Annotated in this window: 18 protein-coding genes; 5 read left to right on the top strand and 13 right to left on the bottom strand. The window is 64.4% G+C overall.

What is annotated here, in order from left to right:
• Positions 1 to 34 precede the first annotated feature (34 nt).
• The 12 genes from ACMDCR_RS31330 to ACMDCR_RS31275 all read right to left on the bottom strand — a co-directional run bounded on the left by ACMDCR_RS31330 (position 35) and on the right by ACMDCR_RS31275 (position 16,131).
• The gene (locus ACMDCR_RS31330) at positions 35 to 652 is read right to left on the bottom strand and encodes a class I SAM-dependent methyltransferase (protein WP_413990363.1); all 618 of its coding nucleotides are present in this window, start codon (positions 650 to 652) and stop codon (positions 35 to 37) included.
• The gene (locus ACMDCR_RS31325; protein ID WP_413990362.1) at positions 622 to 1,581 is read right to left on the bottom strand and encodes an SDR family oxidoreductase; all 960 of its coding nucleotides are present in this window, start codon (positions 1,579 to 1,581) and stop codon (positions 622 to 624) included. Before ACMDCR_RS31325 ends, ACMDCR_RS31330 begins: the two co-directional genes overlap by 31 nt.
• Complete coding sequence (locus tag ACMDCR_RS31320) at positions 1,578 to 2,447, bottom strand: SDR family NAD(P)-dependent oxidoreductase (protein WP_413990361.1); 870 nt, start codon at positions 2,445 to 2,447, stop codon at positions 1,578 to 1,580. Before ACMDCR_RS31320 ends, ACMDCR_RS31325 begins: the two co-directional genes overlap by 4 nt.
• 70 nt (positions 2,448 to 2,517) lie before the next feature.
• Positions 2,518 to 3,087, bottom strand: a complete 570-nt coding sequence (locus ACMDCR_RS31315) for a TetR/AcrR family transcriptional regulator (protein WP_413990360.1) — start codon at positions 3,085 to 3,087, stop codon at positions 2,518 to 2,520.
• 169 nt (positions 3,088 to 3,256) lie between these two features.
• Positions 3,257 to 4,594: a nucleotide sugar dehydrogenase gene (locus ACMDCR_RS31310; protein ID WP_413990359.1), complete on the bottom strand. Its 1,338-nt coding sequence runs from the start codon at positions 4,592 to 4,594 to the stop codon at positions 3,257 to 3,259.
• 134 nt (positions 4,595 to 4,728) lie between these two features.
• Positions 4,729 to 5,895 carry an ABC transporter permease gene (locus ACMDCR_RS31305; RefSeq protein ID WP_413990358.1) on the bottom strand — a complete coding sequence of 389 codons (1,167 nt, stop codon included), beginning with the start codon at positions 5,893 to 5,895 and terminating at the stop codon, positions 4,729 to 4,731.
• A 7-nt stretch (positions 5,896 to 5,902) separates the two neighbouring features.
• Entirely contained in the window at positions 5,903 to 6,922 is a 1,020-nt protein-coding gene (locus ACMDCR_RS31300) for an ABC transporter permease (RefSeq protein WP_413990357.1), read from the bottom strand.
• Positions 6,919 to 8,832 carry an ABC transporter substrate-binding protein gene (locus ACMDCR_RS31295; RefSeq protein ID WP_413990356.1) on the bottom strand — a complete coding sequence of 638 codons (1,914 nt, stop codon included), beginning with the start codon at positions 8,830 to 8,832 and terminating at the stop codon, positions 6,919 to 6,921. Before ACMDCR_RS31295 ends, ACMDCR_RS31300 begins: the two co-directional genes overlap by 4 nt.
• A complete protein-coding gene (locus ACMDCR_RS31290) occupies positions 8,829 to 10,724 on the bottom strand; it encodes a dipeptide ABC transporter ATP-binding protein (RefSeq protein ID WP_413990355.1) in 1,896 nt (631 codons plus the stop codon). The genes ACMDCR_RS31295 and ACMDCR_RS31290 overlap by 4 nt, the downstream gene beginning before the upstream one ends.
• 122 nt (positions 10,725 to 10,846) lie before the next feature.
• A complete protein-coding gene (locus ACMDCR_RS31285; protein WP_413990354.1) occupies positions 10,847 to 12,766 on the bottom strand; it encodes a glycosyltransferase in 1,920 nt (639 codons plus the stop codon).
• Entirely contained in the window at positions 12,766 to 13,941 is a 1,176-nt protein-coding gene (locus ACMDCR_RS31280; RefSeq protein WP_413990353.1) for a glycosyltransferase family 4 protein, read from the bottom strand. The genes ACMDCR_RS31285 and ACMDCR_RS31280 overlap by 1 nt, the downstream gene beginning before the upstream one ends.
• A gap of 111 nt (positions 13,942 to 14,052) precedes the next feature.
• Positions 14,053 to 16,131 (bottom strand): bifunctional rhamnulose-1-phosphate aldolase/short-chain dehydrogenase, encoded by a 2,079-nt coding sequence (locus tag ACMDCR_RS31275; protein ID WP_413990352.1) that lies wholly within the window; start codon positions 16,129 to 16,131, stop codon positions 14,053 to 14,055.
• A 199-nt stretch (positions 16,132 to 16,330) separates the two neighbouring features.
• Here ACMDCR_RS31275 and ACMDCR_RS31270 point away from each other — a divergent pair, with 199 nt between their 5' ends.
• Positions 16,331 to 17,107, top strand: a complete 777-nt coding sequence (locus tag ACMDCR_RS31270) for a DeoR/GlpR family DNA-binding transcription regulator (protein WP_413990351.1) — start codon at positions 16,331 to 16,333, stop codon at positions 17,105 to 17,107.
• A 12-nt stretch (positions 17,108 to 17,119) separates the two neighbouring features.
• Here the strand turns inward: ACMDCR_RS31270 and ACMDCR_RS31265 are convergent, their stop codons facing one another.
• Positions 17,120 to 18,709 carry an FAD-dependent monooxygenase gene (locus tag ACMDCR_RS31265; protein WP_413990350.1) on the bottom strand — a complete coding sequence of 530 codons (1,590 nt, stop codon included), beginning with the start codon at positions 18,707 to 18,709 and terminating at the stop codon, positions 17,120 to 17,122.
• A 206-nt stretch (positions 18,710 to 18,915) separates the two neighbouring features.
• Between ACMDCR_RS31265 and ACMDCR_RS31260 the strand changes: the two genes are divergently transcribed.
• From ACMDCR_RS31260 to rhaS, 4 genes are all read left to right on the top strand, one after another.
• On the top strand, positions 18,916 to 20,532 hold the full coding sequence (locus ACMDCR_RS31260) for an FGGY-family carbohydrate kinase (RefSeq protein WP_413990349.1): 1,617 nt from the start codon (positions 18,916 to 18,918) through the stop codon (positions 20,530 to 20,532).
• A gap of 216 nt (positions 20,533 to 20,748) precedes the next feature.
• A complete protein-coding gene (locus ACMDCR_RS31255; RefSeq protein ID WP_413990348.1) occupies positions 20,749 to 21,804 on the top strand; it encodes a substrate-binding domain-containing protein in 1,056 nt (351 codons plus the stop codon).
• A 160-nt stretch (positions 21,805 to 21,964) separates the two neighbouring features.
• Positions 21,965 to 23,329, top strand: coding sequence for an FGGY-family carbohydrate kinase (locus ACMDCR_RS31250; RefSeq protein WP_413990347.1), 1,365 nt, complete (start codon positions 21,965 to 21,967; stop codon positions 23,327 to 23,329).
• A 273-nt stretch (positions 23,330 to 23,602) separates the two neighbouring features.
• Positions 23,603 to 24,622, top strand: a complete 1,020-nt coding sequence (gene rhaS / locus ACMDCR_RS31245) for a rhamnose ABC transporter substrate-binding protein (RefSeq protein ID WP_413990346.1) — start codon at positions 23,603 to 23,605, stop codon at positions 24,620 to 24,622.
• The last annotated feature ends 56 nt before the right edge of the window (positions 24,623 to 24,678 follow it).

Raw genomic sequence — 24,678 nt, 5'->3', positions numbered from 1 at the left:
CCTGCGGTCCCAGGAGCGCCACCCGCCTTGCGCCTCAATTGCCATCCTTGCGCGTGATGCGATAGACGCCGGCCGGTGGGATATTCCACAGCGCGCCGCCGATCCTCACCGCTTTCAGGCCGAGGCGGTCGAGCGTCGCGCGCGGCACCGGGCAGCGCGGTCCGTAGGTGAATTGGTAGAGCGCGCCGCCCGGGCGCATATAGTGAAACACGCCCGCGACGATGTCTTCCGCCTGCTTGGGCGGCATGATCAAGAGGGGCAGGCCGCTCACTGCGGCACCCACGGGCCGGCCGTCGAAGATCGCTTCCCTGGCCAGATGCGCAGCGTCCATCGAGAGGACGCGGGCCTGCGGATAGCGTACCTCCAATACGTGGGCGAAGTCCCGGCCGAACTCGATCAGGGTAAGGTCGCTCTCCTTGACGCCGCGCGCCAGCAAGGCGCGGGTGAAGACACCGGTGCCGGGGCCGAGCTCCAGCACGGGACCCATGTCCGGCGTCACCTCTCGGGTGATCACGCGAGCGAGGGCGTCGCTGGACGGCGCGACGGCGGCGACGCGCCGGGGGTTCGAGACCCAGGCGCGGAAGAAGCGGCTGAAATCGGCACGGGACGTGCCCGGGTCGGTTAGACGAAGCTCGCTTGACGGGTCGGCCATATCACACCTGTGAGTTTTTCCGAGAGGGACCATAGACGGGCGGCCAGGGCCCTGTCCTGTGCTTCCTTGCCTATTCTGGCCTCGCCGACCGGTCCTTTCAACTCGAACATGTTCTGCGGGCCATAGTAGCCGCCCGGCTTGGCATCGGGCGAGGTGGCGGCGAACAGGGTCGGCAGCGCGCCATCGGCGGCTGATTGCGACATCAGAGGCTGCATCAACCGGCTGACGAACTGAATGGGATGCGGCCTGCCGTTCCGACCCATCTGGGGACCGCTGGTCTGCAGGCCCGTGACGGCATAGCCGGGATGGGCGGCATTGCTCATCAGGCCCCAACCACTGGCTTCGCTGCGCCGCTCCAGCTCGAAGGCGAACAGGATCATGGCCAGCTTGGACTGGGCGTAGGCCTGCCAGGGCTTGTAGTTCTTCTGCCATTGCAGATCGTCGAAATGGATCGCCGCCATCAGCCGGTGGGCACCGCTCGACAGATTGACCACCCGAGCCCTGTTGCCCCGCCGCAGCAGGGGCAGGAGACGTCCCGTCAACGCGAAATGGCTGAGATAATTGGTGCCGAACTGCAGTTCGAAACCGTCCTTGGTTTCGAAGCGCGACGGCGGCGTCATCACGCCGGCATTGTTGATGAGGAGGTCGATCGCCTCCTGCTGACCCGCAAGCCGCTCGGTGAAGGCCTCGACCTTGGCGAGTTCGGAGAGGTCGAGATCCTCATAGCGGATGATGGCGGCCGGATAGAGAGCGCGGATGCGCTCCAGCGCTGCCCGGCCCTTGGCGGGATTGCGCCCCGTCAGCAGCACGTCGGCGCCCGCCCCAGCCAGCGCCAGTGCGGCCTCGTAGCCGAGGCCTGCGGTGGCGCCGGTGATCATCACGCGACGCCCCTTCTGGGCGGGGATATCCCGGATCGACCAGGCACTCATGGATGCAGGCTTTCCAACAGCGCCGTGACATTGCTGCCCTCAAAATCGGTCGAGGCGCTGACCTCGGCCCATTCTGCCGCCGCTTTCTGGCGCACCGCTTCCGCCTGGCCGAAGACGTAGAGTGCATCGGTGCCGAGCACGAGATGGTTCGGCAGGGTCTCGCGTCCGGGCAGGCTCACCACCAGCTTGGCGATCTTGTCGGGATCGCCGATCTCATTGCCCGCATAAGCTTGCATCAGCTGCAAGATGCCGCCGACGCTCGGCTGGTAGTCAGGCAGGAGTTCCGGCACGCTGCCATGTGCGGTGTGGCCCCAATCGGTGCGCATGCCGCCTGGCTCCAGCGCGATGACCTTGACGCCGAAGGGCGCCGCTTCCAGTGCCAGCACCTCGGTAAAGCCACCGACGGCCCATTTCGCCGCCTGGTAGGCGCTGAGGCCCGGCGTGGCGACGCGTCCGCCCACCGAGGACACGTTGATGATGGTGCCGGATCGCTGCTTGCGCATCACCGGCAGGGCGGCACGCGTGAGGTTCACCACGCCATAGAGATTGGTGTCGATCTGCGCCTTGAAATCCTCGGCGCTCGCCTGCTCGAAGGGCGCGATATTGCCGAAGCCGGCATTGTTGACGAGCACGTCGAGGCGGCCAAAGGCGGTGACGGCAACCTGGACGGCCTTGCCTGAGGCCTCGGCGTCCGTGACATCGAGTGCAAAGGTGAGCAGGCTGTCGCCGTGTTGAGCCTTGAGGTCGGCGAGGCGGTCGGGATCGCGCGCCGTCGCCACCACCTTGTTGCCGGCGGCCAGCGCCGCTTCGACGATCGAACGCCCGAGACCGCGGGCCGCACCTGTAATCAGCCAGACTTGTGACATTGCTTGCATCCTTCCATTTAGAGAGTGCGTAATCGCTCATTAAAGGCGTAAATGAGGTCACGCCTGGGGGTCATTTGGACAGCCCGCTCCACAGCATGTGAAAGCCGGCCTGCTTGTATCGTTCGCCGTGCTCGGGGTCTCGCGCGACGAACTCGACGGTTGCCTCGGTCAGGGATTCGAACAGCGCCCCGACAAAGGCGAGCGGCTGGCCTTGGAGTGGCCCGGCCGCGATGGCACGCTCGAGCGTCTCGCTCACCTCGAGAAAGGCAGCCATGCCGGCCTGCCGGCTCGCCGGGGTGATGCGCTCGGAAACGCCGAGCTGACGCATGGCCTTGCGCTTGTCCGGATATTTCGCACCCCAGTCGATCCAACGGCTCCAGATATGCCAGCCCCGCTCCCGCAGGTCTGTGAGGGCCGGAAAACCCTCATTGAGAGTCCTTGCGAGATCGGCCTTAAGCGTCAGGTAGATCTCGTTGAGCAGATCGTCCTTGGTGGCGAAATATTTGAACAGCGTGCCCTCGGCGATATCGGCGCCCTGCGCGATTTTCGCGGTCGGCGCAGCGGTGCCCAGCGCCGCAACCAGCTTGGTCGCAGATACCAGGATCGCTTCACGTTTTGCTTCGCTGAGGGGGCGGGCCATGGGTTGAAAATATTGAGTGAGTGCCTGCTCATTTAATTAGGAGGACAGAATGAGCTTGTCAAGGCAATCGCGCGCCTCTTGGGGCAGATGTAATGATCTGCTCGAAAAAGCGCTTCTCCTAATCGGCTGGATGGCTTTGGCCCGAGATGGCGGATGTGAAGTTTTCAACTCAAGCCTTCACAACCCTCGTCATATCGGCTCCTGCCTTGGCGCAGGCGTTGCGGGTGTCGAGGGTGAGTCTTGCTTCCTTGGCCACCATCGCATAGTCGATGCCGTCATGGTCCGTTGCAACGAGTACGGCGTTGTAGCCGGCTAAATTCTCGGGAGTAAGCGCTACGGACCGACGGCCGGCGAGGGCGGCGTGTTCGCGGGTGCGCGGAATCTCGGCGACATAGGGGTCGTGGAAATCGGTGATGGCGCCGCGCTCTTCCAGGATCTCGATCAGCTTGAAGGAGGCGCTTTCGCGGGTGTCGTCGACATTTTTCTTGTAGGCGACGCCCAGGACGAGGATGCGGGCGCCGTTGAGCCCGCATCTGAAGCGACGGTCGAGCGCCTCCGCCAGGCGGTCGACGACATGGCGGGGCATCGCCGTGTTGATCTGGCCGGCGAGCTCGATGAAGCGGGTGGTTACGTCGAACTCCCGCGCCTTCCAGGTGAGATAGAACGGGTCGATCGGGATGCAGTGGCCGCCGAGCCCGGGGCCGGGGTAGAAGGGCATGTAGCCGAAGGGCTTGGTCTTGGCGGCGTCGATGATTTCCCAGACATCGATGCCCATGGCGTCATAAATGACCTTGAGCTCATTCACGAGGGCAATGTTCACCGAACGGAAGATGTTCTCGGTGAGTTTCACGGCCTCGGCCGCGGTGGGCGAGGAGACCGGCACGGTCTGGCTGACGAAGGCGTCATAAAGCCTGGCAGCGAGGCCCAGCGCATCGGGCCCGTCGCCACCGACCACCTTGGGGATGTTCTGCGTGCCATAGACGGGATTGCCTGGGTCCTCGCGTTCCGGCGAGTAGGCAAGGAAGAAATCCTTGCCGGAGCCGAGGCCCCTCTTCTCGAGCAAAGGCTTCATCAGTTCTTCGGTAGTGCCGGGCCAGGTGCTGGATTCGAGAATGACGAGCTGGCCGCGGCGGAGCGTCGTGGCGACCGAGGCCGTCGACTTCAGCACGAAGGACATGTCCGGCTCGCGCTGGCGCGTCAGCGGCGTCGGCACGCAGATCAGGATGGCATCAGGCTCGCCCAGCCTCGCAAAATCGGCGGTCGCCTCGAACAGTCCCTTGCCGATCGCCTCGACGATGGGCTCGTTCGGGATATGCCTGATCAGCCCGTCGCCCCGGTTGAGGGCCTCGACCCGGCGCGTGTCGATGTCGAAGCCGAGGACGCGAAAATTAGCGCGGCAGATGGCGATGGCGAGCGGCAGGCCGACATAGCCGAGGCCAATGATGCCGATCACGGCCTGGCGGTTGTCGATACGGGCGAGGAGTTCGGAGGCGAGGGGGGAGGTCATGAGGTACTGCCGGGAGCGCGGACGTCCTCGTCCGCTCTTGGAAACGGGGCGTTCCAATGGGTAAGCATGGAGCCACTGCCCTTAACAAGCAAAGCCGAGGTTTCCAAGAGCGGACTGGAAGCCCGCTCTCCCGCTCAGTGATAGGGATCCGCCGCGTCCCTGAGCCCATCGCCCAGAAAATTGAAGGCCAGCACCACCAGCATCACGGGAATCATCGGCATCAGCAGCCAGGGATAGAGGCTGATCGAGCCGAGATTCTGGGCCGAGTTCAGGAGCACGCCCCAGCTCGTCACCGGCGGACGCAGGCCGAGGCCGAGATAGGAGAGTGCTGTTTCGCCCAGAATCATCGCCGGGATCGAGAGCGTGGCGCTGGCAATCAGGTGGCTCATGAAGTTGGGCAGCAGGTGCCGCCCGATGATGCGCCGGCGCGAGGCGCCCATCAACTCGGCCGCATGCACGAAATCCTCGTTGCGCAGCGATTTCAGCTTGGAGCGCACGGCGATGGCAAGGCCCGGCCAGTCGAGCAGGCCGAGAATGACGGTGATGCCGAGGAAGACGATCACCGGGCTCCAGTTGGGCGGCATGGCCGCGGAGAGCGCCAGCCAGAGCGGCAGCTCGGGCAGGGAGCGCAGCACCTCGATGAGGCGCATGATGGCGCTGTCGAGGATACCGCCGACATAACCCGCCAAGCCGCCGAGCGTCAGGCCGATGGAGAAGGAGACGGCGATGCCGAGGAGCCCGACGGTGAGCGAAATGCGGGCGCCATAGATGATGCGCGAGAGCATGTCTCGCCCGAGCTTGTCGGTACCGAGCAGGAACGCAGTGCCGCCCGCCGGTGGGCAGAACAGGTGAAAATCACTGTAGAACAGGCCCCAGAGCTTGTAGCGATCGCCCTGGCAGAAGAAGCGCACGGGCTGCGGCTTGGTCCTGTCGGTCTGGTAGAGGCCTGGGAAGAGCGGATCGTCGATATCACGGATGGAAAAGGTCAGGGGATAGACGAAGGGACCGACGAACTTGCCATCATGAAAGAGGTGCACTTCCTGGGGCGGTGAATAGAGATAGTCGCTGTTGCGCTGCGCCAGCGAATAGGGCGCGATCACCTCGACGAAGGGCAGGCTGAGATAGGTGAGAGCCAAGAAGATGCCGGCGGCCAGCGCCAGGCGATTCTGCTTGAACTTCCACCAGATCAGCTTGAAGGAAGAGGCGCGGTAGAAGCGCTCCTCTTCCTTGGTCATCGGCTTGGCGACATGCGGGTCGAACGGCGCCGGGTTGACGTAATGGGGCGTGCTGGTCTCGCTCATTTCAACCCTATTTGCCGCCACCGAGGCGGATGCGCGGATCGAGCACGGCGAGCGCGAGATCAGCGATGAACATGCCTGTCACGGTGAGGAAGGCGACGAAGAGCAGGATAAATCCGGCCAGATACTGGTCCTGCGACTTCAGGGCCTGCACCAGATAGGGGCCGATGGTCGGCAGGCTGAGTACGATCGAGACGATGGCCGAACCCGAGACGACGCTGGGCAGGAGATTGCCGATATCGGCGACGAACGGGTTCATCGCGATGCGGAAGGGATATTTCAGCAGCGCCTTGCCGGGCGGCAGGCCCTTGGCCTTGGCTGTGACCGTATATTGCTTGGAGAGTTCGTCGAGCAGGTTTGCTCGCAGGCGCCGGATCATGCCGGCCGTACTGGCCAGACCAATCACCGCCACCGGCACGACGAGATGGCTGAGCAAGGAGCCGAGCTTGTTCAGGGACCACGCTTCATTGGCATATTTCGGATCGTAGAGACCGCCGATGGAAATGCCGAACCAGCGATTGAGGTAATAGAGCAACGCGAGGGCCAGCAGGAAGCTTGGCGTCGCCAGCCCGATGTAGCCGAGGAAAGTGACCGCGTGCGCCCCGACTGAATTCTTGTGCGTCGCCGAATAGATGGCGATGGGGATCGAGACGAGGTGGATGAAAATGATCACCAGTATATTGACCAATATGGTCAGGCCGATGGCCGACCCGACCACGGTGCATACCGGTTGACCATATTCGAAGGACCAGCCGCACTTTCCCTGCAACAGGCCGCTGTAGCCGTCATGACCTGGAAGAATGCCAATCCATGCGCCGTACTGATAGAGCACGGGCTTGTCGAGACCGTATTGCACGCGCATCTGCTCAGCCTTGGCGATGCTGGCCGTCTCGCCCTGAGCGCGTAATTCGTCGATCTGGTTGGTGATGTAGTCGCCAGGCGGCAGCTTGATCACGATGAAGATCAGCAGCGAAATGAAGATGAGCGTCACCGCCATGGTCAACACCCGGCGCAGCACATAGCGAATCATGGTGCCGTGTCGGCCTGCGCCGTCTTCTGCTCATAGTAGAATTCATCGACGCGATAGGCGCCGAGATTGGCCGTGGGCTCCCAGGAGAAGATCGCTTTCTTCGGAATGTTCTGGATGGTCTTGGTCACCACGATCGGCTGCAGGGCGCCCTGCACGGTGCCGATGATGAATTGCTGGTCTGCATGGATGCGCAGCAGATCGCGCCAGGCGTTCGTCTTCTCGTTCAGGGTGGACGCGTCCATCCATCGGTCATAGAGGTCGAGCAATTGCTGCGCCTCAGGCATGTCGACCTTCTCGCCAGCCTTGCCCGCCGTCTCGGCATATTGGCCCCATTTCGGCCAGGCCATGTTGTCCTGCTTCAGAGGCGCCAGTTCGGTAGGGGCCATCACCGCGGTGGCATAGGCATTGTCGAGGCCCTGGCTGGCCACCATCACCGTCTGTCCGGCAAAGGCTCGCTTGTTGAGGGCACCGCTATCCTCCGCCTTGATCACCATCTTGATGCCGACATCGGCCCAGAACTCGCTGGTGATCTCGAGGGCATCGATGATGTCGCTCGCCTCGCCGGATACTTCCACGATCAATTCGGCCACTCGCCCATCCGGCAGGAGGCGGGTGCCCGAACCTTCCCGCTTGCCGAGGCCGGCCTCGTCGAGAAGCTCGCCGGCAAGCTTGGGGTCGAAGGTCGCCCACGCCTTGCGGTCCTCGTCGGAATGCAGGGCGCTTTCCGGCATCATGGTGTTGTTGCCCTCGATGCCCCTGCGGAAATACAGCGTGTTGTTGAGAACGTGGCGGTCGATGCTGAGCGACAGGGCACGGCGGAAACGCACGTCACGGTTGAGGGCTCGCCAAACCGGATCGCTGCAGGTGAGGTTGGGATAGAGCGCGAAGGCCGACCCCCTGGCAATCTGCCAGGCCAGCGTGCGGTAATTATGCCAGGCTTCGCCGCCCTTCAGCATGGGAATGTCGCCGGTGTTGAGACTGCGATAGAGCAGGTCCACCTCGCCAGCATTGGCCTTGGCGGCGAACAGGCCGGTGGCGGCGACATTGGCCACGATGCGGTCGATATAGGGTAGTTGCTGGCCCTGCGGATCGACGCGATGGAAATAGGGATTGCGCTCGAAGATGAACTGCTGGGACGGCGCCTTGGTCCTTATCCACCAGGGATCGAGCGTAGGCATATCGGGATTGCTGGCGGCATAGGGATCGTCGAGCTGATTGTAGAGCGCCGCCCAGGAATTCATCTGGAGGTCCTTGGCCATGCCCGTCAGCTTGGACATGTCGCCATATTTCTTGTGGAACTGCTTCATGTAGTGAGCAGGCGTATAGATCCACTCCGGGCGCGGGCCGGCCAGCGAGGGCAGGAAGCGCGGGTTGGGACGCGTCCAGCTGTAGCGGATATGGGTGGCGTCGAGGATCTCCACCTTCGGCGGCTCGCCATCGACCACCATGAAGGCGGGCGGCCCTGCGGGCGTAAGGTCGGCGTTGAGCGCCACCTCTTCCCAGTAGAAGCGGAAATCATCGGTGGTGAAGGGCGCCCCATCGGACCAGCGATGGCCTTCGCGCAGCACGAAGGTGAAGGAGCGGTCGCCGTCGTCGACGACATCGAAGAGAACGTCGGGCTTTAGGTTGAGATCCTCGTCATAGCCGACAAGGCGTGTGTAGCCCATCACGGTGATGTAGCGCAGGTCCTTCGGCTTGGCGACGAGGGTGCGCATGTCCCCGCCATATTGGCCGATCGTACGCTTGCGCTCCAGCATGTCGGCGACGAGAGGCTGCTTCGGCAGACGGTCGGCTTGAGGCGGCAGCTTGCCGGCAGCGACCAGCGGGCCGAGGAGAGGCGACTCGACCGCGAGCGCCCGCGTGGCGAACAGGCCGGCAGCGGCGACGAGAAGGGTGCGTCGGGAGATCATGCTGCCACTCCCGTCGGCACACCGGCATTGACGGCGCTGATGCGCACGAAATGCCGAGGCTCGACTTCCACCATCAGCGGCGGTGGCTCGCCTGGCGCGATGGTGAAGGGCGCCGGCCAGCGTTCGGGATGGGAGGAGGCGCTCGCCTTCAACGCGGTGAAATCGAGCGGATGATCGAGGTCGACATCCGGGATCGCGTGCAGCAATGCCTTGGTATAGGGGTGCTTGGGCGAACGGAACAGTACTTCGCGCGGGGCCTGCTCGACGATATGGCCACGGCACATCACCGCAATGTCGCGCGCCATGTATTCGATCACCGCAAGGTTGTGCGAGACGAAGAGGTAGGAGACACCCAGGGCCTTCTGCAGGTCCTTCAGGAGATTGAGGATCTGGGCCTGCACGGAGACGTCGAGCGCGGAGGTCGGTTCATCGCACAGGATCACCGACGGCTCGAGGGCGAGCGCACGGGCAAGGCCGATGCGCTGGCGCTGGCCGCCCGAGAAGGAGTGCGGGTAGCGCCGCATATAGGTGGGCTCCAGTCCCACCAGTTCCAGCAGGGACTTCACCCGCTCATGCCGCTCATCGCGCGTGCCGATATTATGGATGAGCAGCGGTTCCGACAGGATGTCGTAGATCGTCATGCGGGGGTTGAGGCTGGAAAAGGGATCCTGGAAGACGAACTGCACGGAACGGCGATACGCCTTCAGGGCTTCGTCCTTGAGTTCGAAGACGTTGCGCGGGCCGGTACCATCGTCGAACCAGATTCGCCCCTCGTCCGGCTGGTTGCCTGGCGCCCGCATGATCATGCGCGACAGCGTGGTCTTGCCCGAGCCGGATTCGCCCACCAGCCCGAGCGTGGTGCCGCGGTCGAGGGAAAGGGAAACATTGTTGAGGGCCTGGATCTTCTCGACCCGGCCCGACCACATGCCGGAGCGAAGGATGAAGCTCTTGGAAACGTTGTCGACCTTCAGGACGGGTGCGGGAGTGGCCGCGGGAGCGGGCGTCTCGCATTTCCAGGAACCTGGGATCGATACGGCGATCTCACGCACGGGCTTCAGCCGCTCGCCCGGCTTCATGTTGAAATGAGGCACGGCGCGGATCAGCGCCTTGAGATAGGGGTGATGCGGGTCCTCGAAGATGGTCTCGCGTCCGCCGAGTTCCATCACCTCGCCGCGATACATCACCACGACATCGTCGGCCATGTTGGCGACCACGCCGAGATCATGGGTGATGAACATCACCGCCATTTTCTTCTGGGCCTGGACGTCCCTGATCAGGCTGAGGATCTGCGCCTGGGTGGTGACGTCGAGCGCCGTGGTGGGTTCGTCCGCGATCAGCAGTGCCGGGTGGCAGATCATCGCCATGGCGATCATGGCGCGCTGGCGCATGCCGCCGGAGAGTTCGAAGGGATAGGTGCGCAGCATGCGCTCGGGATCGCGGAATTCGACGCGCCGGAAGAGCAGCATCGCCTTCTCTTCCGCCTCGCGGCGCGAGCAGCCCGTATGCACGACAAGCGCTTCGCTCACCTGGTCGCCGATGGTGTGCACCGGCGAAAGCGAGGTCATCGGCTCCTGGAAGATCATGGCGATGCGCCCGCCGCGGATGGCCCGCATCTGTGGGCCGTTGGCATCGAGCTTGAGGAGATCAGTGGTGACGCCGGTCTTGGGATCACGGAACAGGCAGCTGCCGCTTGTGACGCGGGCCTTCTTGGAGAGCAGGCCCATGATCGCCTGCGCGCTTACCGACTTCCCTGAGCCGGATTCGCCGACAACCGCAAGCGTCTGGCCTTCGAACACGTCGAAGCAGACTCCTTTAACCGCGTGGACGACGCCCGCGTCTCCCTGGAAGTCAACGCTGAGGTCGCGCACGCTCAGCAAGGGCTCACTGCTCATTCCCGCTCCGCAACCTGTCCCCTCTGACCGTTTTCCGGTGCTGTGAGGACCTCAGCCTATTCGCACAATGAAATCGGCGCCACACCTATCTAACGCAGGTATCCTCTTTTCGTTGCAGCATTTTATACAAACAACTCAGCGGCCCGCATGAAGCGCAGATTGGTATGCTGCTTGAGCTTTTCAAGAAGTCTGTCGAGGAATGCCCAGATCCAGGGATCATGCACAAGATGATGGGTAAGTATGCCTAAGGGTTCTCCGGCTTCCAGCATTTGTGTGAACTGCCGCAGCAGGGTGAGGCTGTTGATCAGGCCGCCGCCGTTTTTCCAGTCGATCGGGTCAAAGCGAATATTGGCGACGGCAAGATCGTCGCACGCTTCGCCGGGGCCGTCGCCGGAGACGGACAAACCTCGGAACCCACAGGCTGGCAGAACCTTCACGAGCGCCGGATCGATACGGTTCCAGGGCGGCACCAGCACGGGCAGGCAGCGTGGGCCGAAAAGGCCCTGCAATCGGGAGAGAGCCTGCTGCAGCTCGGCCTTCATTTCGGGAAGCGGACGGTAGCCGAGCTCCTGCTTCTTCCTGCCGTCAGGCGCATGGCTGGCATGGCTGTAGCCATGCACGAGCACATCGACGAGCGGCTCCGACGCCAGCCTTTCGGCGAGGGCCGGCGTCGCCTCGGCCGGAATCACGGCGAGGGCAAGGGGCACGTCATGACGGCGGGCGAGGTCGAGCAGGCGGTCGAGCGCTGGTGTGGCGGCGATCGCATCGTCATCACGCCACCAGAGGCGGATCTCTCCGCGGGCGGCAAGAACTGTGTCCAGGCGCGCCCAGGCCGCAGCCTCGGCCTCGGCATGCAAGGCGGCGACCTCGATGGCTTTCATGCTGTTGGCGACACCCGCGATGCCGGGGAAGGCAACGGTTGCTCGCGGCCGGTCAAGCGTGGCGGTCACCTCCATGGCAAGGCGCTCCGGCGTCAACTCAGCCTCGCTCACGATGCCCGCGAGACCGAGAGCATGGAAACGCTCGGCCCTCAGGCGCTGTTCGGCTTCCTTGCCCTGTTCGAAGGGCACCACAACGGCCGGTATGCCGGCGCGGCCGAGGTCGATCATGGTGTTGTAGCCGGCCTGACTGACTGAAAGGACCGCACCCGCCAGCAGGGCCGGGAAATCCGGGCGGGCGCGTTCCACCGTGACCTTTGGTCCTGCCTTGGCTGCCAGCGCCTCGAAATCGCCTGCCGCGACGCCATGGCCCACCAGGATGCGCCAGGGATAGGGTCGGTCCAGCATATCGGCTGCTCCGATCGCCGCATGATAGAGCGGCAGGCTGGCGGCGCTGCCTCCGCCAGAAACCAGGATGTCGTCCGAAGGGATCGGCGAGATCGGGCCCTGCCCGGTGTCGGCGATATAGCCGGTATAGGTCAGCAGCTTTTCGAGCGCCTTGCTCGCAGGCCATGAAGCGGATAGCGGGGTGACGAGGCTGTCGCCATGCACCAGCACGCCGTCGTAGAACCGCGCCAGCACCTCCTCCGCCTCTGCGGCGCGGCTCGATTTCGCAGGTGGATTGAGGATGTCGCGGATGGAGGAGAGCACGGCTGGCGGCCTCGCCCGCCGGCGCGCGGCCTCCAGCAGAGCCCGGAATTCGGCGGCGAGTTGGCGACGCCCGAAAGGGTAGGTTTCGGTAACAATCACATCCGGGTCGCAGGCCTCCAGCGCAGCGAGGATCTGGTCGATGCGTGTCTGACGCGCCTCATCGCTGATCGGCGTCCCGTCGACGGCGAGCAAGGTGTGGAAGTCGACGCCGACGCAATGCACCGATGGCAGTTGCACGAAATCGAAGCCGTCCTTGCCGATGAGCGGCGCCGGGCGACCGCCGCTTGCCAACGTGACGCGATGTCCGTTTGCGGCCAGGCCTCGCGCGAGCGCGCACATACGCGCGAGATGACCGACGCCGAGGAGGTGGGTGACCAGGATGAACACGCCGGGAGCGCGGACGTCTCGTCCGCTCTTGAAGCGATCGCATTGGGGATTGGGCGGCACTGGCATCAAGGGTCCTGCTTGTCCTGCGGCTTTACCTTGAACGCGTCCGGCGCACCATCCTGATGCCGCCTCGTTTCAAGAGCGGACGAGACGTCCGCGCTCCCAGGAAGCGCTTCCCGCAAAAGTCGTGCCGCTCCTGCAAGAGAGCGTTCCTCGCGTGCAAAGTGCGAGGCGCCTGCGGACAGGCTCTTCCTGAGCCTCGCGTCCCCTATGAGCCTCTCCAGCGCGGCGGCAAAATCGCGAGCATCGCCTGGCTGGGCGAGAAGGCCTGTCTCGCCGTCGATCACGACGCTGCCGACACCGCCGTAGTCCCCGGCAACGGAGGGGCAACCCTGCAGCGCCGCTTCCAGAAAGACCATCCCGAAGGCTTCGTTGACGGCTGGCCAAGCCAGGATATCTGCCTTGGCATACCGACCGGCGAGCACGGCGGTCTCGTCGATAAGGCCATGGAAGCGGATGCGATCGCCGAAGCGCGCAAATACGGTCTCGACTTCTTGCCGTCCCGGGCCATCGCCGACGATGTCCAGCCGCCAGGACGAGGTATGCATCAGGTGGAGGGCCTCGGCCAGGATGCGATAGGAGGCGAGCTTGTCGCCCTCTCGCATCATGGCGACCGTGAGCAGGCGATGCTCGCCCTCGCCCCTGCTCGCTTCCAGCAATGGCCATTTGGAAGCATCGATGAAGGGCGGCAGGTCGACAAGAACCTGGCCCGCGGGTCTCGATGCCTCCAGCATCTCGCGGTCCTTGGGATTGGGAATTAGGATGAGGTCGGCCGCATCGAGTGCCGCCTCCGCCTGCGCGTGGCTGACGGCCCAGGGGCCGGCGGCCCGCTTGGGTGCGCGCGAGCCCTCGGCGATGACATAGGGAATGCCGAGCGCCTTGCTGACGGCCGGGCCGATCAGGTCGGGCGCCTTGTAATAGACATGATAGGTGAACCACAGATCCGGCCGGCTTTCAGGATGCGCCCGGTAGCCGGCGAGCAGCGAGGCGGTCTCGGCCGCAGCCTCCGCCGTGAAATCCCGGCTGCCGCCGGCGTCCAGCGTGCGCAGGCCCGAGGCGATCTGCGTCGTAAAACCCGCCGCTTGCAGCGCAGCCAGCAGCAGCCGCGCCATCTCGCGGTCGCCCGAGGGAACGGGATGGTCGGGCGGCTTCAGCGGGGCATAGAAGGCGATCCGGGGCATGATCCTGCCACTTGGCACAGGCCGCCGGGCGGAACAAGGTCTTCTCCACGAAACGGGGCTCCCCAGCCTCGTTGAGAGGGGATCCCGCGCCCCACCTTGCAAGGCTTCGGCCTATCGCGTGAAGCTCACCACATTGCCGGCATCGACATTGAGAAAATTGCCCGTCGACTTTGCCGAGAGGTCGGAGGCAAAGAAATAGACCGCCTCGGCAATGTCCTCCGGGAAGACCGAGCGCTGCAGCAGCGAGCGCTTGCGATAGAATTCCTCGAGGTCGTCCTCCGCGATCCTGTTGGAGGCGGCACGCTGCTGGCGCCATTCGCCCTGCCAGATCTTCGAGCCGCGCAGCACCGCGTCCGGGTTGACCGAGTTGATGCGGATGCCGAAGGGCGCGCCTTCCAGCGCCATGCAGCGGGCCAGATGCAGTTCGGCCGCCTTGGCCGTGCAATAGGCCGAGGCGCCGGCCGAGGCGGAGACGCCGTTCTTCGAGCCGATGAAGACGATCGAGCCGCCATTGCCCTGGGTCTTCATCAGGCGGTAACCCTCGCGCGCCACCAGGAAATAGCCGGTGGCGAGGATCGACATGTTGTGGTTCCACAAGTCCAGCGTGGTGTCCTCGACCACGGCGGCGGAGGAGATGCCGGCATTGTTGACCACGATGTCGATGCCGCCATAGGCCCGTACCGTCTCCTGGAAGGAGGCGATCACGGTATCCTCCCTGGTGACGTCCATTTTGACGCCGCGCACCACGTCCTTGCCGAAGACCTTGCCGAAATCGGCAATGCGCTGGTCGAGCGAGGCCTGGTCGATATCGGCCAGCACGACATTGGCGCCCTCCTGCATCAGGCGGGCGGCGATGGCGCTGCCGATGCCGCCGGCCCCGCCGGTGATCAGGGCGACCCGCCCCGCCAGGCTCTTCGCCCTGGGCATGCGCTGGAGCTTGGCCTCTTCGAGCAGCCAATATTCGATGTTGAAGGCTTCCTGCTCGGGCAGGCCGACATAGGTGTCGGTGCCATCGGCCCCGCGCATCACGTTGATGGCATTGACATAGAATTCGGAGGCGATGCGAGCGGTCGCCTTGTCGGCGGCGAAGGAGATCATGCCGACGCCCGGTACCAGATAGATCACCGCATTGGGGTCGCGCATCTTCGGCGAATCGGGATGCCTGCAGCGCTCGTAATAGGCAGCGTAGTCATTGCGATAGGCTTCGATCAGCCCGTCCAGCGAGGCGATCGCTATGTCGACGTCGCCGCTGAAGGGAATGATCAGCGGCCTGATCTTGGTACGCAGGAAGTGGTCGGGACAGGAGGTGCCGAGAGGGGCGAGCCGGTCGAGGGCCCGCGAGCCGACGAATTCCAGCACTTCCGGGGCATCGGTGAAATGGCCTGATTTGGCCTGGTCCTTGCCGATTCGGCCGCGGATCGCCGGCATCAGCCTTGCCGCGACGGCGGCCCGCTCCCCAGCCGGCAACGCCTTGACCTTCTCGCCCTCGAAGGCAGGCCTTTTGGCATTGGCTTCCAGCCAATCCGCCGCCTTCTGGATGATGCGCAGGGTGAGTTGGTAGCAGGCCCTGGCGTCGTCATGCCAGGTGAAGAGGCCGTGGCCACCGAGCACCACGCCAACGAGGTGGGGGTTCTCGGTGGCGATTTTCGACAGTTTCAGGCCAAGATCGAAACCCGGGCGCTGCCAGGGCAGGTAGCCGATCTCGCCGCCAAATATCTCTTGCGTGAGTTTTTCGGAATTCTTCGAGGCCGCGATGGCGATCACCGCATCGGGATGGACGTGGTCGACATGGATCTTGGGCACAAAGGCGTGCAGGGGCGTGTCGATCGAGGCGGCGCGCGGATTGAGGTTGAAGGTGCAGTGCGGCAGGTAGCCGACCATTTCGTCCTCATGATCGAGGCCGCGATAGAGGGCTTTCAGGGCCTCCAGCCTGTCGAGATAGAGAGTGGAAAAGCCATCGAGCTTCATCGAGCCGATATCGCCGCCCGAGCCCTTGACCCAGAGCACGGTAACCTCCTGACGCGAGAGGGGATCGGTGGCCTTGACCTTGGCCGAGGTGTTGCCGCCGCCGAAATTGGTGATGCGCAGGTCGGAGCCGAGCAGGTTCGAGCGGTAGAGCAGCTTGCCCGGTTCGTCGAGCTTGGCGGCGACGGCGTCGTCCCAGAGATCAACCAGCTTTCCAATGGGCATGGGTCGTTTCCTTTGGTGGGGTGGCGGCGCGCGCGGCGTTCCGCCTGATGAGGATGGGCTGGACGGTAGGAAGGGGTTCAGTCATGGTCAATCAAGATCGCTCGCGCTGAGTCACGAAAGTCGAGGTTCATTGCAATTATCGCTCAAATGTTTGATGACAATGAGCACTTGAGCAAGTCCATGAGCGAATGGAGGAGGCATGCACGAACAGGAACGCTGGCAGACGATTCTGCGCCTGGTGCAGGAGCGCTCCGTCATCTCGGCGCGTGAGCTTTCCGACATCACCCGCGCCTCGGCCGCCACCCTGCGGCGAGACTTGACGCATCTCGCCGCCCAAGGCCTTGTGCATCGCATCCATGGCGGTGTGCGGACCGTCGGCCTAAAGGGCAACGCCAAGCTGGAGAGCGCCAGCTTCACCGTCAGCCAGACGTTGCATGCCGACCGCAAGCGCGCCATTGCCCGGCGGGCCGTGGCCCTGTGTCGCGACGGTGAATCCATCATCATCAATGGCGGTTCGACCACCTTCCAGATGGTAGAGTTTCTGCGCGCCATGCGCCTGCAGATCCTCACGAACTCCTTCCCGATCGCCGCCGCGCTGATGCATGAGAGCGACAACCGCATCATTTTGCCAGGCGGCGAGATCTATCGCGACCAGAGCCTGATCCTCTCGCCCTTCGACGAGGATTCGATCCAGCACTACACGGCATCCAGGATGTTCATGAGCGCCATGTCGATCGGCCCGCTCGGCGTGATCGAGAGCGACCCGCTCATCGCCAGGGCCGAGGCCAAGCTCCTCAACCGCGCGGCCGATCTGATCGTGCTGGCGGATTCCTCCAAGTTCGAGCCCCGCGGCTCGATGGCTGTGGCGCCTCTGTCGCGCATCAAGAGGCTGATCACCGATGACGGGGCGCCGGAGGCGGCTCTGGAAATGCTCCGCGAGGCAGGCGTCGACGTCGAGGTGGTGGCGAGAGGTTAAGAGAGGGCCTCTTCAGGCGCCTCGAACCTGCCTGGAGCCCAGCAGTCCCATATAGCCTGCCAGCATCGCGCCGTGATCCTCTTCGGCGCGCAGGCCGACATGGCCGTCCGGCCTGACGAGGAGGAGCGTGATGTCGCCGGCACCCAGTCTTTGCGCCATCTCCGGTTTGAGGTGGGCGTCGACGCCCGCGACCGCTGATCCCGAATGTGCTGCCAGCGTGACCGTGGTTTCGAGGATGGAGGCGCTGCCCGGATGGTCCAGGGCCTCCCGCAACGGCAACAGCTCATGATCTGACGCCGATGCGCCGATAAGGAGGAAGGCCGTATGGCCCCGGCGATTGGTGTAGTCATGGAGCATGCCGTTGCCCCCCGCCGCGAGCTGAATCTCGATCCGGTCGGGCAAGCGTTGGCCGGGTGAGAGAGCGGCGTTCCGCTGTCCTGCGACGATCGGGGATTCGCCATAGTCGACATCGAGTTCGGCCTCCGCCACGGCCTCGTGATGCCGCGAAGCGCGATCTGCGAAGGCGCTGCGAATGGCGGTATCGCGTAGACGGCGTTCCTCCGCGCTCTTGACCATCTGGGCGCTCTCCGCCGCGTCGCCCGAGGCCATCACGACATCCGCAACCGGGCGCCGCTCGGCCTGGTAGCTGTCGAGCAGCGCCTCGGAGCAATGTTCCTTGCACACGAGGGCAAGCTTCCAGGCGAGATTGAAGGCATCCTGGAGACCGGAGTTCATGCCATGGCCCTGCGCCGGGCTGCAGGTGTGCGCCGCATCGCCGGCGAGCAGGACGCGCCCCGATCGGAATTGCCTTGCCACCTTCGTATGGCACTGGAAGCGCGTGGGGTTGGCGATGTCCTCAAAGCTCGCCGTGGGCAAATAACGTTGCAGCGTCTGCAGGGCGTCGGCGACCAGATCGGAGTCTTCAGACGTCGGCCTCAGATAGACACGCCAGCGTTTGTCTGGAAGGGCGGTCAGGATGACCGGCGGCTCGTCCAGATAGCCATAATTCGCCTCGAGGGAATGCGGCCAGTCGCGCACGCCGGCATCGAAGACAGCCCAGGGTTCGGCGATGTCGTGTCCGTCCTGCTCGATCCCCATGAGCGTGCGGACGGCACTGTGATGGCCGTCGCAGCCGATCACCCATTGGGCCAGGACGTCGGTCGCGACGCCCTCCTGCTCGATGGTCGCGAGCATGCCGTCCTCGCGCTCGCCGAGGGCGACGAGCTTTGCTGCCCGCGTGACCTTGCCGCCCTGTCGCGCGAGATAGTCGGTCAAAATCCCTTCGGTGACCTCTTCCGAAATTCCGATGTTGAAGGGATATCGGCTGCCGCATAGTTCGAGATCGATCTCGCCGAGCAGGTCGCCACCGGCGTGGATGCATGCCTTGCGCTGCTTCACACCCGCAGCCAGCAGCGGTTCCACGATGCCGAGCCCCTCGAAGATTTCGAGCGAACGCGGATGGACGACGGTCGCGCGGTCCCATTCCATCGGTCGGTCATGGGCATCGATGAGGAGGCAATCCACCCCATGGCGATGGAGCTCCGCTGCGGCGAGAAGACCCGTGGGACCGGCCCCGACAATCAGAACAGTTACAGAGTTCATCTCACCATATCCCCGCATTGTCGCCGCATCATGCATGTCCACAGGGACGGCGCAAGAAGTCGGGCGAGCAACGAATGGTTTCCGTTTCGCGATCAAAACCGGCGCTCCCGCACCTCCCCTTTTTCGCAGTTGCCAACCCCGCCCGCCGCTCTACTCTGCAGCGCGGTTGCAGATGAGACGGCAGGAATCCGGGAGAGTACAGCACGATGGCCGAACAGTTCTTCATTGGCATCGATGTCGGCACGGGCTCGGCGCGTGCCGGCGTGTTCGATATCAAGGGCGTCCTCAGAGGTTCGGCCAGGCAGGGCATCACGGTCTGGCATGAATCCGGCGATATCGTCGAGCAGTCCTCCGAGAATATCTGGCAGTCGATCTGCACGGCCGTGAAGGGCGCCCTGGAAGAGGCCGGGGTGGAGCCCGCCGCCATCGCCGGCATCGGTTTCGACGCCACCTGCTCCCTGGTGGTGGTGGACAGGCAGGGTCGCCCGCTCTCCGTTGGTCCCTCCGGGGATGCCAACCGCAATATCATCGTCTGGATGGACCACCGGGCGCTCGACCAGACCAAGCGCATCAACGAGACGGGCGAAGCAGTGCTGCGCTATGTCGGAGGCGTGATCTCCCCGGAGATGGAGACGCCCAAGCTGCTCTGGCTGAAGGAGCACAAGCCGGAGATCTTCGAGGCAGCCGGCTGGTTCTTCGACCTGCCGGATTATCTGAGCTGGCGCGCGACGGGCAGCCTCGACCGGTCCGCGTGCACCGTCACCTGCAAATGGACCTATCTAGCCCATGAGAAGCGCTGGGATGCCGGCTATTTCCACAAGATCGGGCTCGGTGCCCTGGCGGATGAGGGCTTCAGGCGCATAGGCGACAAGATCGTCGATGTCGCCTCGCCTCTTGCCTCCGGCCTCACCCCGCGGGCCGCCGCCGATCTCGGCCTCCTCGCCGGCATCCCGGTTGGCGCCTCGCTGATCGACGCCCATGCCGGCGGCATTGGCACGGTCGGCGCGGCGGGCAAGGACGGCCAGCCAGCCGATGTCACAACACGCATGGCCTATGTCTTCGGCACGTCGGCCTGCACCATGGCCAGCACCCGGGACCCAGCCTTCGTGCCCGGCGTCTGGGGGCCCTATTTCTCGGCGATGGTGCCTGGGCTGTGGCTGAACGAGGGCGGGCAGTCCGCGGCCGGCGCGGCGCTCGATCACCTTCTCACCCTCCACCCCTCCTATGCCCAGGCGGTGGAGAAGGCTGCCACCGCCAACCGTCCGCTGCTCGCCTGGCTGGAAGCACACGCCAATATCGCCGGCGACGTCACACTGGCGCGCGATCTCCATGTCGTGCCCGAATTCCTCGGCAACCGCGCCCCGCATGCCGATCCCGATGCACGCGCCGTCATCGCCGGCCTCGACCTCGAGGACGATCTCGACAGCCTGGTGAAGCTCTATCTCGCTGGCCTGTGCGGCCTTGCCTATGGCGCGCGCCAGATTGTCGAGGCGATGGAGGCCAAGGGCATCGCGTTGCAGCAGGTCATCGTCAGCGGCGGCGCGGCCCAGAGCCCGCTGGTGCGCCAGATCATTGCCGACGCCACCGGCCTTGAAGTGGCGGTGGCCGAGACGCCAGAACCTGTCCTGCTTGGTTCCGCCATGCTTGGCGCCGTTGCCGCCAGGGCCTATCCGACACTGGCGGATGCCATGAGCGGCATGTCCGCCCTGGGCGCGACCTATGCACCGAACGAAGCGGGAATGAAGGCCTTCCACGACGCCAAGTTCAAGGTCTACGAATTGCTGCAGGCGGCGGGGCGGCAGGCCCGCATACTGATGGCGTGAAATAGGAGTGGCGGTCTCCGACCGCCATCTTCCTTCATCACAGCGACATTCGCTCGTGGCCCAGAATGGCAGTCGGAGACTGCCACTCCGATTGTTCCCATCAAATCTGCGCGACTCCCGGCCCAATGATGCCCCGGTAACGGCCATATTGCAAAGATGATGGCATGTGTTGTGATGACACCGGCTGTCTGATTCGGCCGCACTGACGGAGTTCTCATGACCGATATCTTCACCCGCCGCCAGATCGCGATGCTGCTCGCCGGTCTGGGGCTTGCCGCATCCGCGCCCGCTGCCTTCGCTGCGCCCAAGCCAGCCGCGGATCCGACGCCGGTGATACCGGTCAATCCAGGCAATCTGCGGCTGGCGGTGCTCCTCCCGGCCAAGGACGATCCCTTCTACAAGGCGTGCGCCGATGGTGCTCAGGAAGCAGCGGCCCAGATCGGCGGCCTCGACATCGTGGTCGCCGGCCCGGACAAGCGCAACCTCCGCGACCAGGCGATCCTGCTCAATGGTTTCGTGAAGCAGAAGGTCGACGCCATCGCCATCGCGCCAGTGGATGCGGCGGAACTCGGCCCGATCTGCCGGCGGGCCATGGCGCGCGGCATCAAGGTCATTTCCTTCGACCAGCCCCTGCCGCAGGCGACCCGCCTCGTCCATCTTGACGCCGTCAGCAGCCGCGGCAAGGCCTCTGCCTTCATGGACATGCTGGCCGGCGACGTGAAGCAGGGCGGCGATATCGCCATCATTGCCGGTAATCGGCCGGGCTCGGATGGGCAGGCACTGCTCTCCGACACCATGGCCGAATGGTTGAAGCCGGCCTATGGCAAGCTCAAGCTCGCCTCCACCGTGTTCGGCAACGAGGACGACAAGGCGGGCTATGCCGCGACCGAGAAACTTCTCGCCGATCATCCCGATCTCAAGGGCATCCTGGTCTTCAATGGCGCGGCTTTGGTGGGCGCGGCGCAGTGCATTGCTGACAAGGGGCTGACTGGCAAGGTCTTCGTCACCGGCTTCGGGCGCCCTTCACAGTTGAAGACGGCGATGGCCGCGCAGACCATCGAATATTTCGCCTCGGTAAATCCGGTCGATCTCGGCTATGGTGCGGTCGAAATCGCTGCGGCGCTCGCCAAGAACACGCTCACGGCCAATGCAGGCAGCACGCTCGACGCGGGCCGTCTCGGCCAGATCACCATGGCCGAAGGCGGCGTCGTCACGCTGAAGCCCTTCGTGGTGGACGAGAAGAATTTCTCGAAATTCGCTGACGTGTATTGAGGGCGCGACCAGCCTCCCCCATATCGCTCAACTTCGCGCATGGGGCTTTCCCGACCTTGACGCTCTTCGCGCCCTCGGAAATGAATTGCGCAACAAGCAATTCGTCAGGCCCTCGACGGCCGGCCCTCCCGACAGGGAGCGAGGAGCGCCCGAGGTCAACATGCCCGCAATTGCCGTTCTCGATGTCGGCAAGACCAATGTGAAGCTGGTGCTGTTCGAGGGTGCCGCCATCGTCTGGCAGGCCTCCATGCCCAATCGGCCGCTGCCGGGCCCACCCTATCCCCATGCCGACGTCGAGGCGATCTGGCGTTTCCTGCTGGACGGCTTGCGCCAGGCGGGGGCCGAGCACGCTATCGCCGATGTCGCCGTCACCACCCATGGCGCCGCCATGGCGCTGTTGGGCGAGGATGGCCTCGCACTGCCGGTGATGGACTATGAGTTCGAAGGCGTCGACACGATCGAAGCCGAATACGCGCCTTTTCGGCCGTCCTTTGGGGAGACGCTGTCGCCGCCGATGTCGGCGGGGCTCAACTCCGGTCGCCAGATCTTCTACCAGGAGACGCGCTGCGCCGAGGGCTTCGCCAAGGTCAGGCACATCATTCCCTATCCGCAATATTTCGCCTGGCGCCTCACCGGCATCGCCCGCAGCGAGGTCACGGGCATCGGCGGCCACTCCGACCTCTGGGCCATGCAGGAAAGGAGCCTCTCCTCCCTTGTCACGCGGCGCGGCTGGCGGACTTTCTTTCCGCCGTTCGTCAAAGCCTATGAGGCGATCGGGCCATTGCTGCCCGGGGTGAGGGCCGAGACGGGCCTGCCCGAGACCGTGCGCGTGCGGGCTGGCATCCACGATTCCAACGGCTCGATCCTGCCGCACCTCATCTCCTTCGAGCCGCCCTTCACGCTGATCTCCTCAGGCACCTGGGTGGTGATCATGGCGATGGGCGCCGACCCCAGGCGGCTCGATCCGGCGCGCGACATGCAGGCCTATGCCGATGTCGAGGCGCGGCCGGTGCCGGCAGCCAAATTCATGGGCGGACGCGAATATGCTGTTATCCTCGACGGCGCCGAGCCCGGCTGCGGCGAGTCCGATGTCGCCGCCGTGATGGCGGCCGGAGCGCTGGCGCTGCCGAGCTTCGTGCCCAATGGCGGCCCCTTTCCGGCCCACCCTTTCGAGATTCGTGGTCACCTTCCCGCGGGGCCGGGCATGCATGCCGGCCTCGCCAGCCTCTATTGCGTGCTTGTGACGGACTATCTGCTCGAGGCGCTGGGGGCGAACGAAGGCCCGTTGCTGGTCGAAGGCAGCTTTGCGGCGAACGCCACCTATTGCAGCCTCCTCGCGGCGCTGCGCCCGTATCAGGCGGTGCTGAGCAGCGTCGACAGCGGCGGCACGGCCTATGGCACCTCGCTGCTGGCAACCTGGCCGGCCATGCCGGACCGCGAGCCGCTGCATCAGCCGCAGGCCTTTCGGGATGTCGCGGGGTTGGAGCGGTACAAGGCCGCCTGGCGCGCGGCGCTGCCCGAGTAATCCCGGGATCGCAGGCGTCCAGCCGGCCTCTTCCCGGGTAAGCGGACATCTTGTCCGCATCATCCCATCCACATGTGCGTCAGTTCCAGGAGCGGACGAGACGTCCGCCCACCCGGGAAGAATTAATCAGACAAATTTCGCTCGCCCCTTGCAATCGGCGACAAGGCAGGCATCAATGCTGCATCTGCGCGAGGGGACTTGGTATTCCTGCCGCCTTGCGCGTGCACAGTCCAACCGACCGGCAAAAGCCGGCGATTTTCTGGAGGAGACGACATGTTCGAGAACCAATCGCGCCGCAACGCCTTGAAGATCCTCGGCGGTTCGCTGCTGGCCGGCACCCTGCCGCTTGCCGCCACGCCGGCCTTCGCCGCCAATAAGCGTATCGCGCTGGTGGTGAAGAATCTCGGCAATTCCTATTTCGATGCCTGCCGCGACGGTGCCCAGAAGGCTGCCAAGGAGCTCGGCGGCTTCGACATCATCTACACCGCCCCGACCAAGGCAACCGCCGAAGACCAGATCGCCGTGATCGATGCGCTGATCGCCCAGAAAGTCGACGGCATCATCGTCTCCGCCAACGACGCCAATGCCCTCGTGCCCGTCGGCAAGAAGGCGATGCAGCGCGGCATCAAGGTGATTTCCTTCGATAGCGCCATCGCCAAGGGCGGACGCATCATGCATCTCAATGCCTCCTCGACACCGATGATCGGCGCCAAGCAGGTGCAGATGATCTCGAAGACCCTGAACGGCGAGGGTGAGGTCGCCATCCTCTCCGCCGCCTCCACCATGACGAACCAGAACAGCTGGATCGCCGCCATGAAGGAGGAGTGGAAGAAACCCGACTATGCCAAGCTCAAGCTCGTCGACATCGTCTATGGCGATGACCAGGACGACAAGTCCTATCGCGAGATGCAGGGCCTGGTGAAGACCCACCCGAACCTCAAGGGCGTGATCTCCCCCACCACCATCGGCATCCGCGCCGGCGCCAAGGCGATCATCGACGGCGGTCTGGTCGGCAAGGTCTACATCACCGGCCTGGGCCTGCCGTCGGAAATGAAGGATGCTGTGCTGAAGGGCGCCTGCGACTCCTTCGCGATCTGGAACCCGGTCGACTACGGCTATTGTTCGACCCAGATCATCGCCGGCATCATCAATGGCGAGAAGGCCGGACCCGGCGATACCGTCAAGATGGGCTCGAAGGGCGAGACCAAGATCGGTGACGATGGCGAGGCCGTGATGGGCGAGCCCTTCACTTTCGACAAGTCGAATATCGAGGAATACGCGAAGATCTTCTGAGGCGTGGTCCTTTGTAAATGGAGCGCGGGGAGCCTCCCCCACGAAGCTGGGGGAGG

It is taken from the genome of Labrys okinawensis (genome assembly GCF_047345005.1).
Classification (GTDB): Bacteria; Pseudomonadota; Alphaproteobacteria; order Rhizobiales; family Labraceae; genus Labrys; species Labrys okinawensis.
The sequence above is the reverse complement of the archived record's forward strand: the minus strand, read 5'-3'. Positions and strand labels throughout refer to the sequence as shown.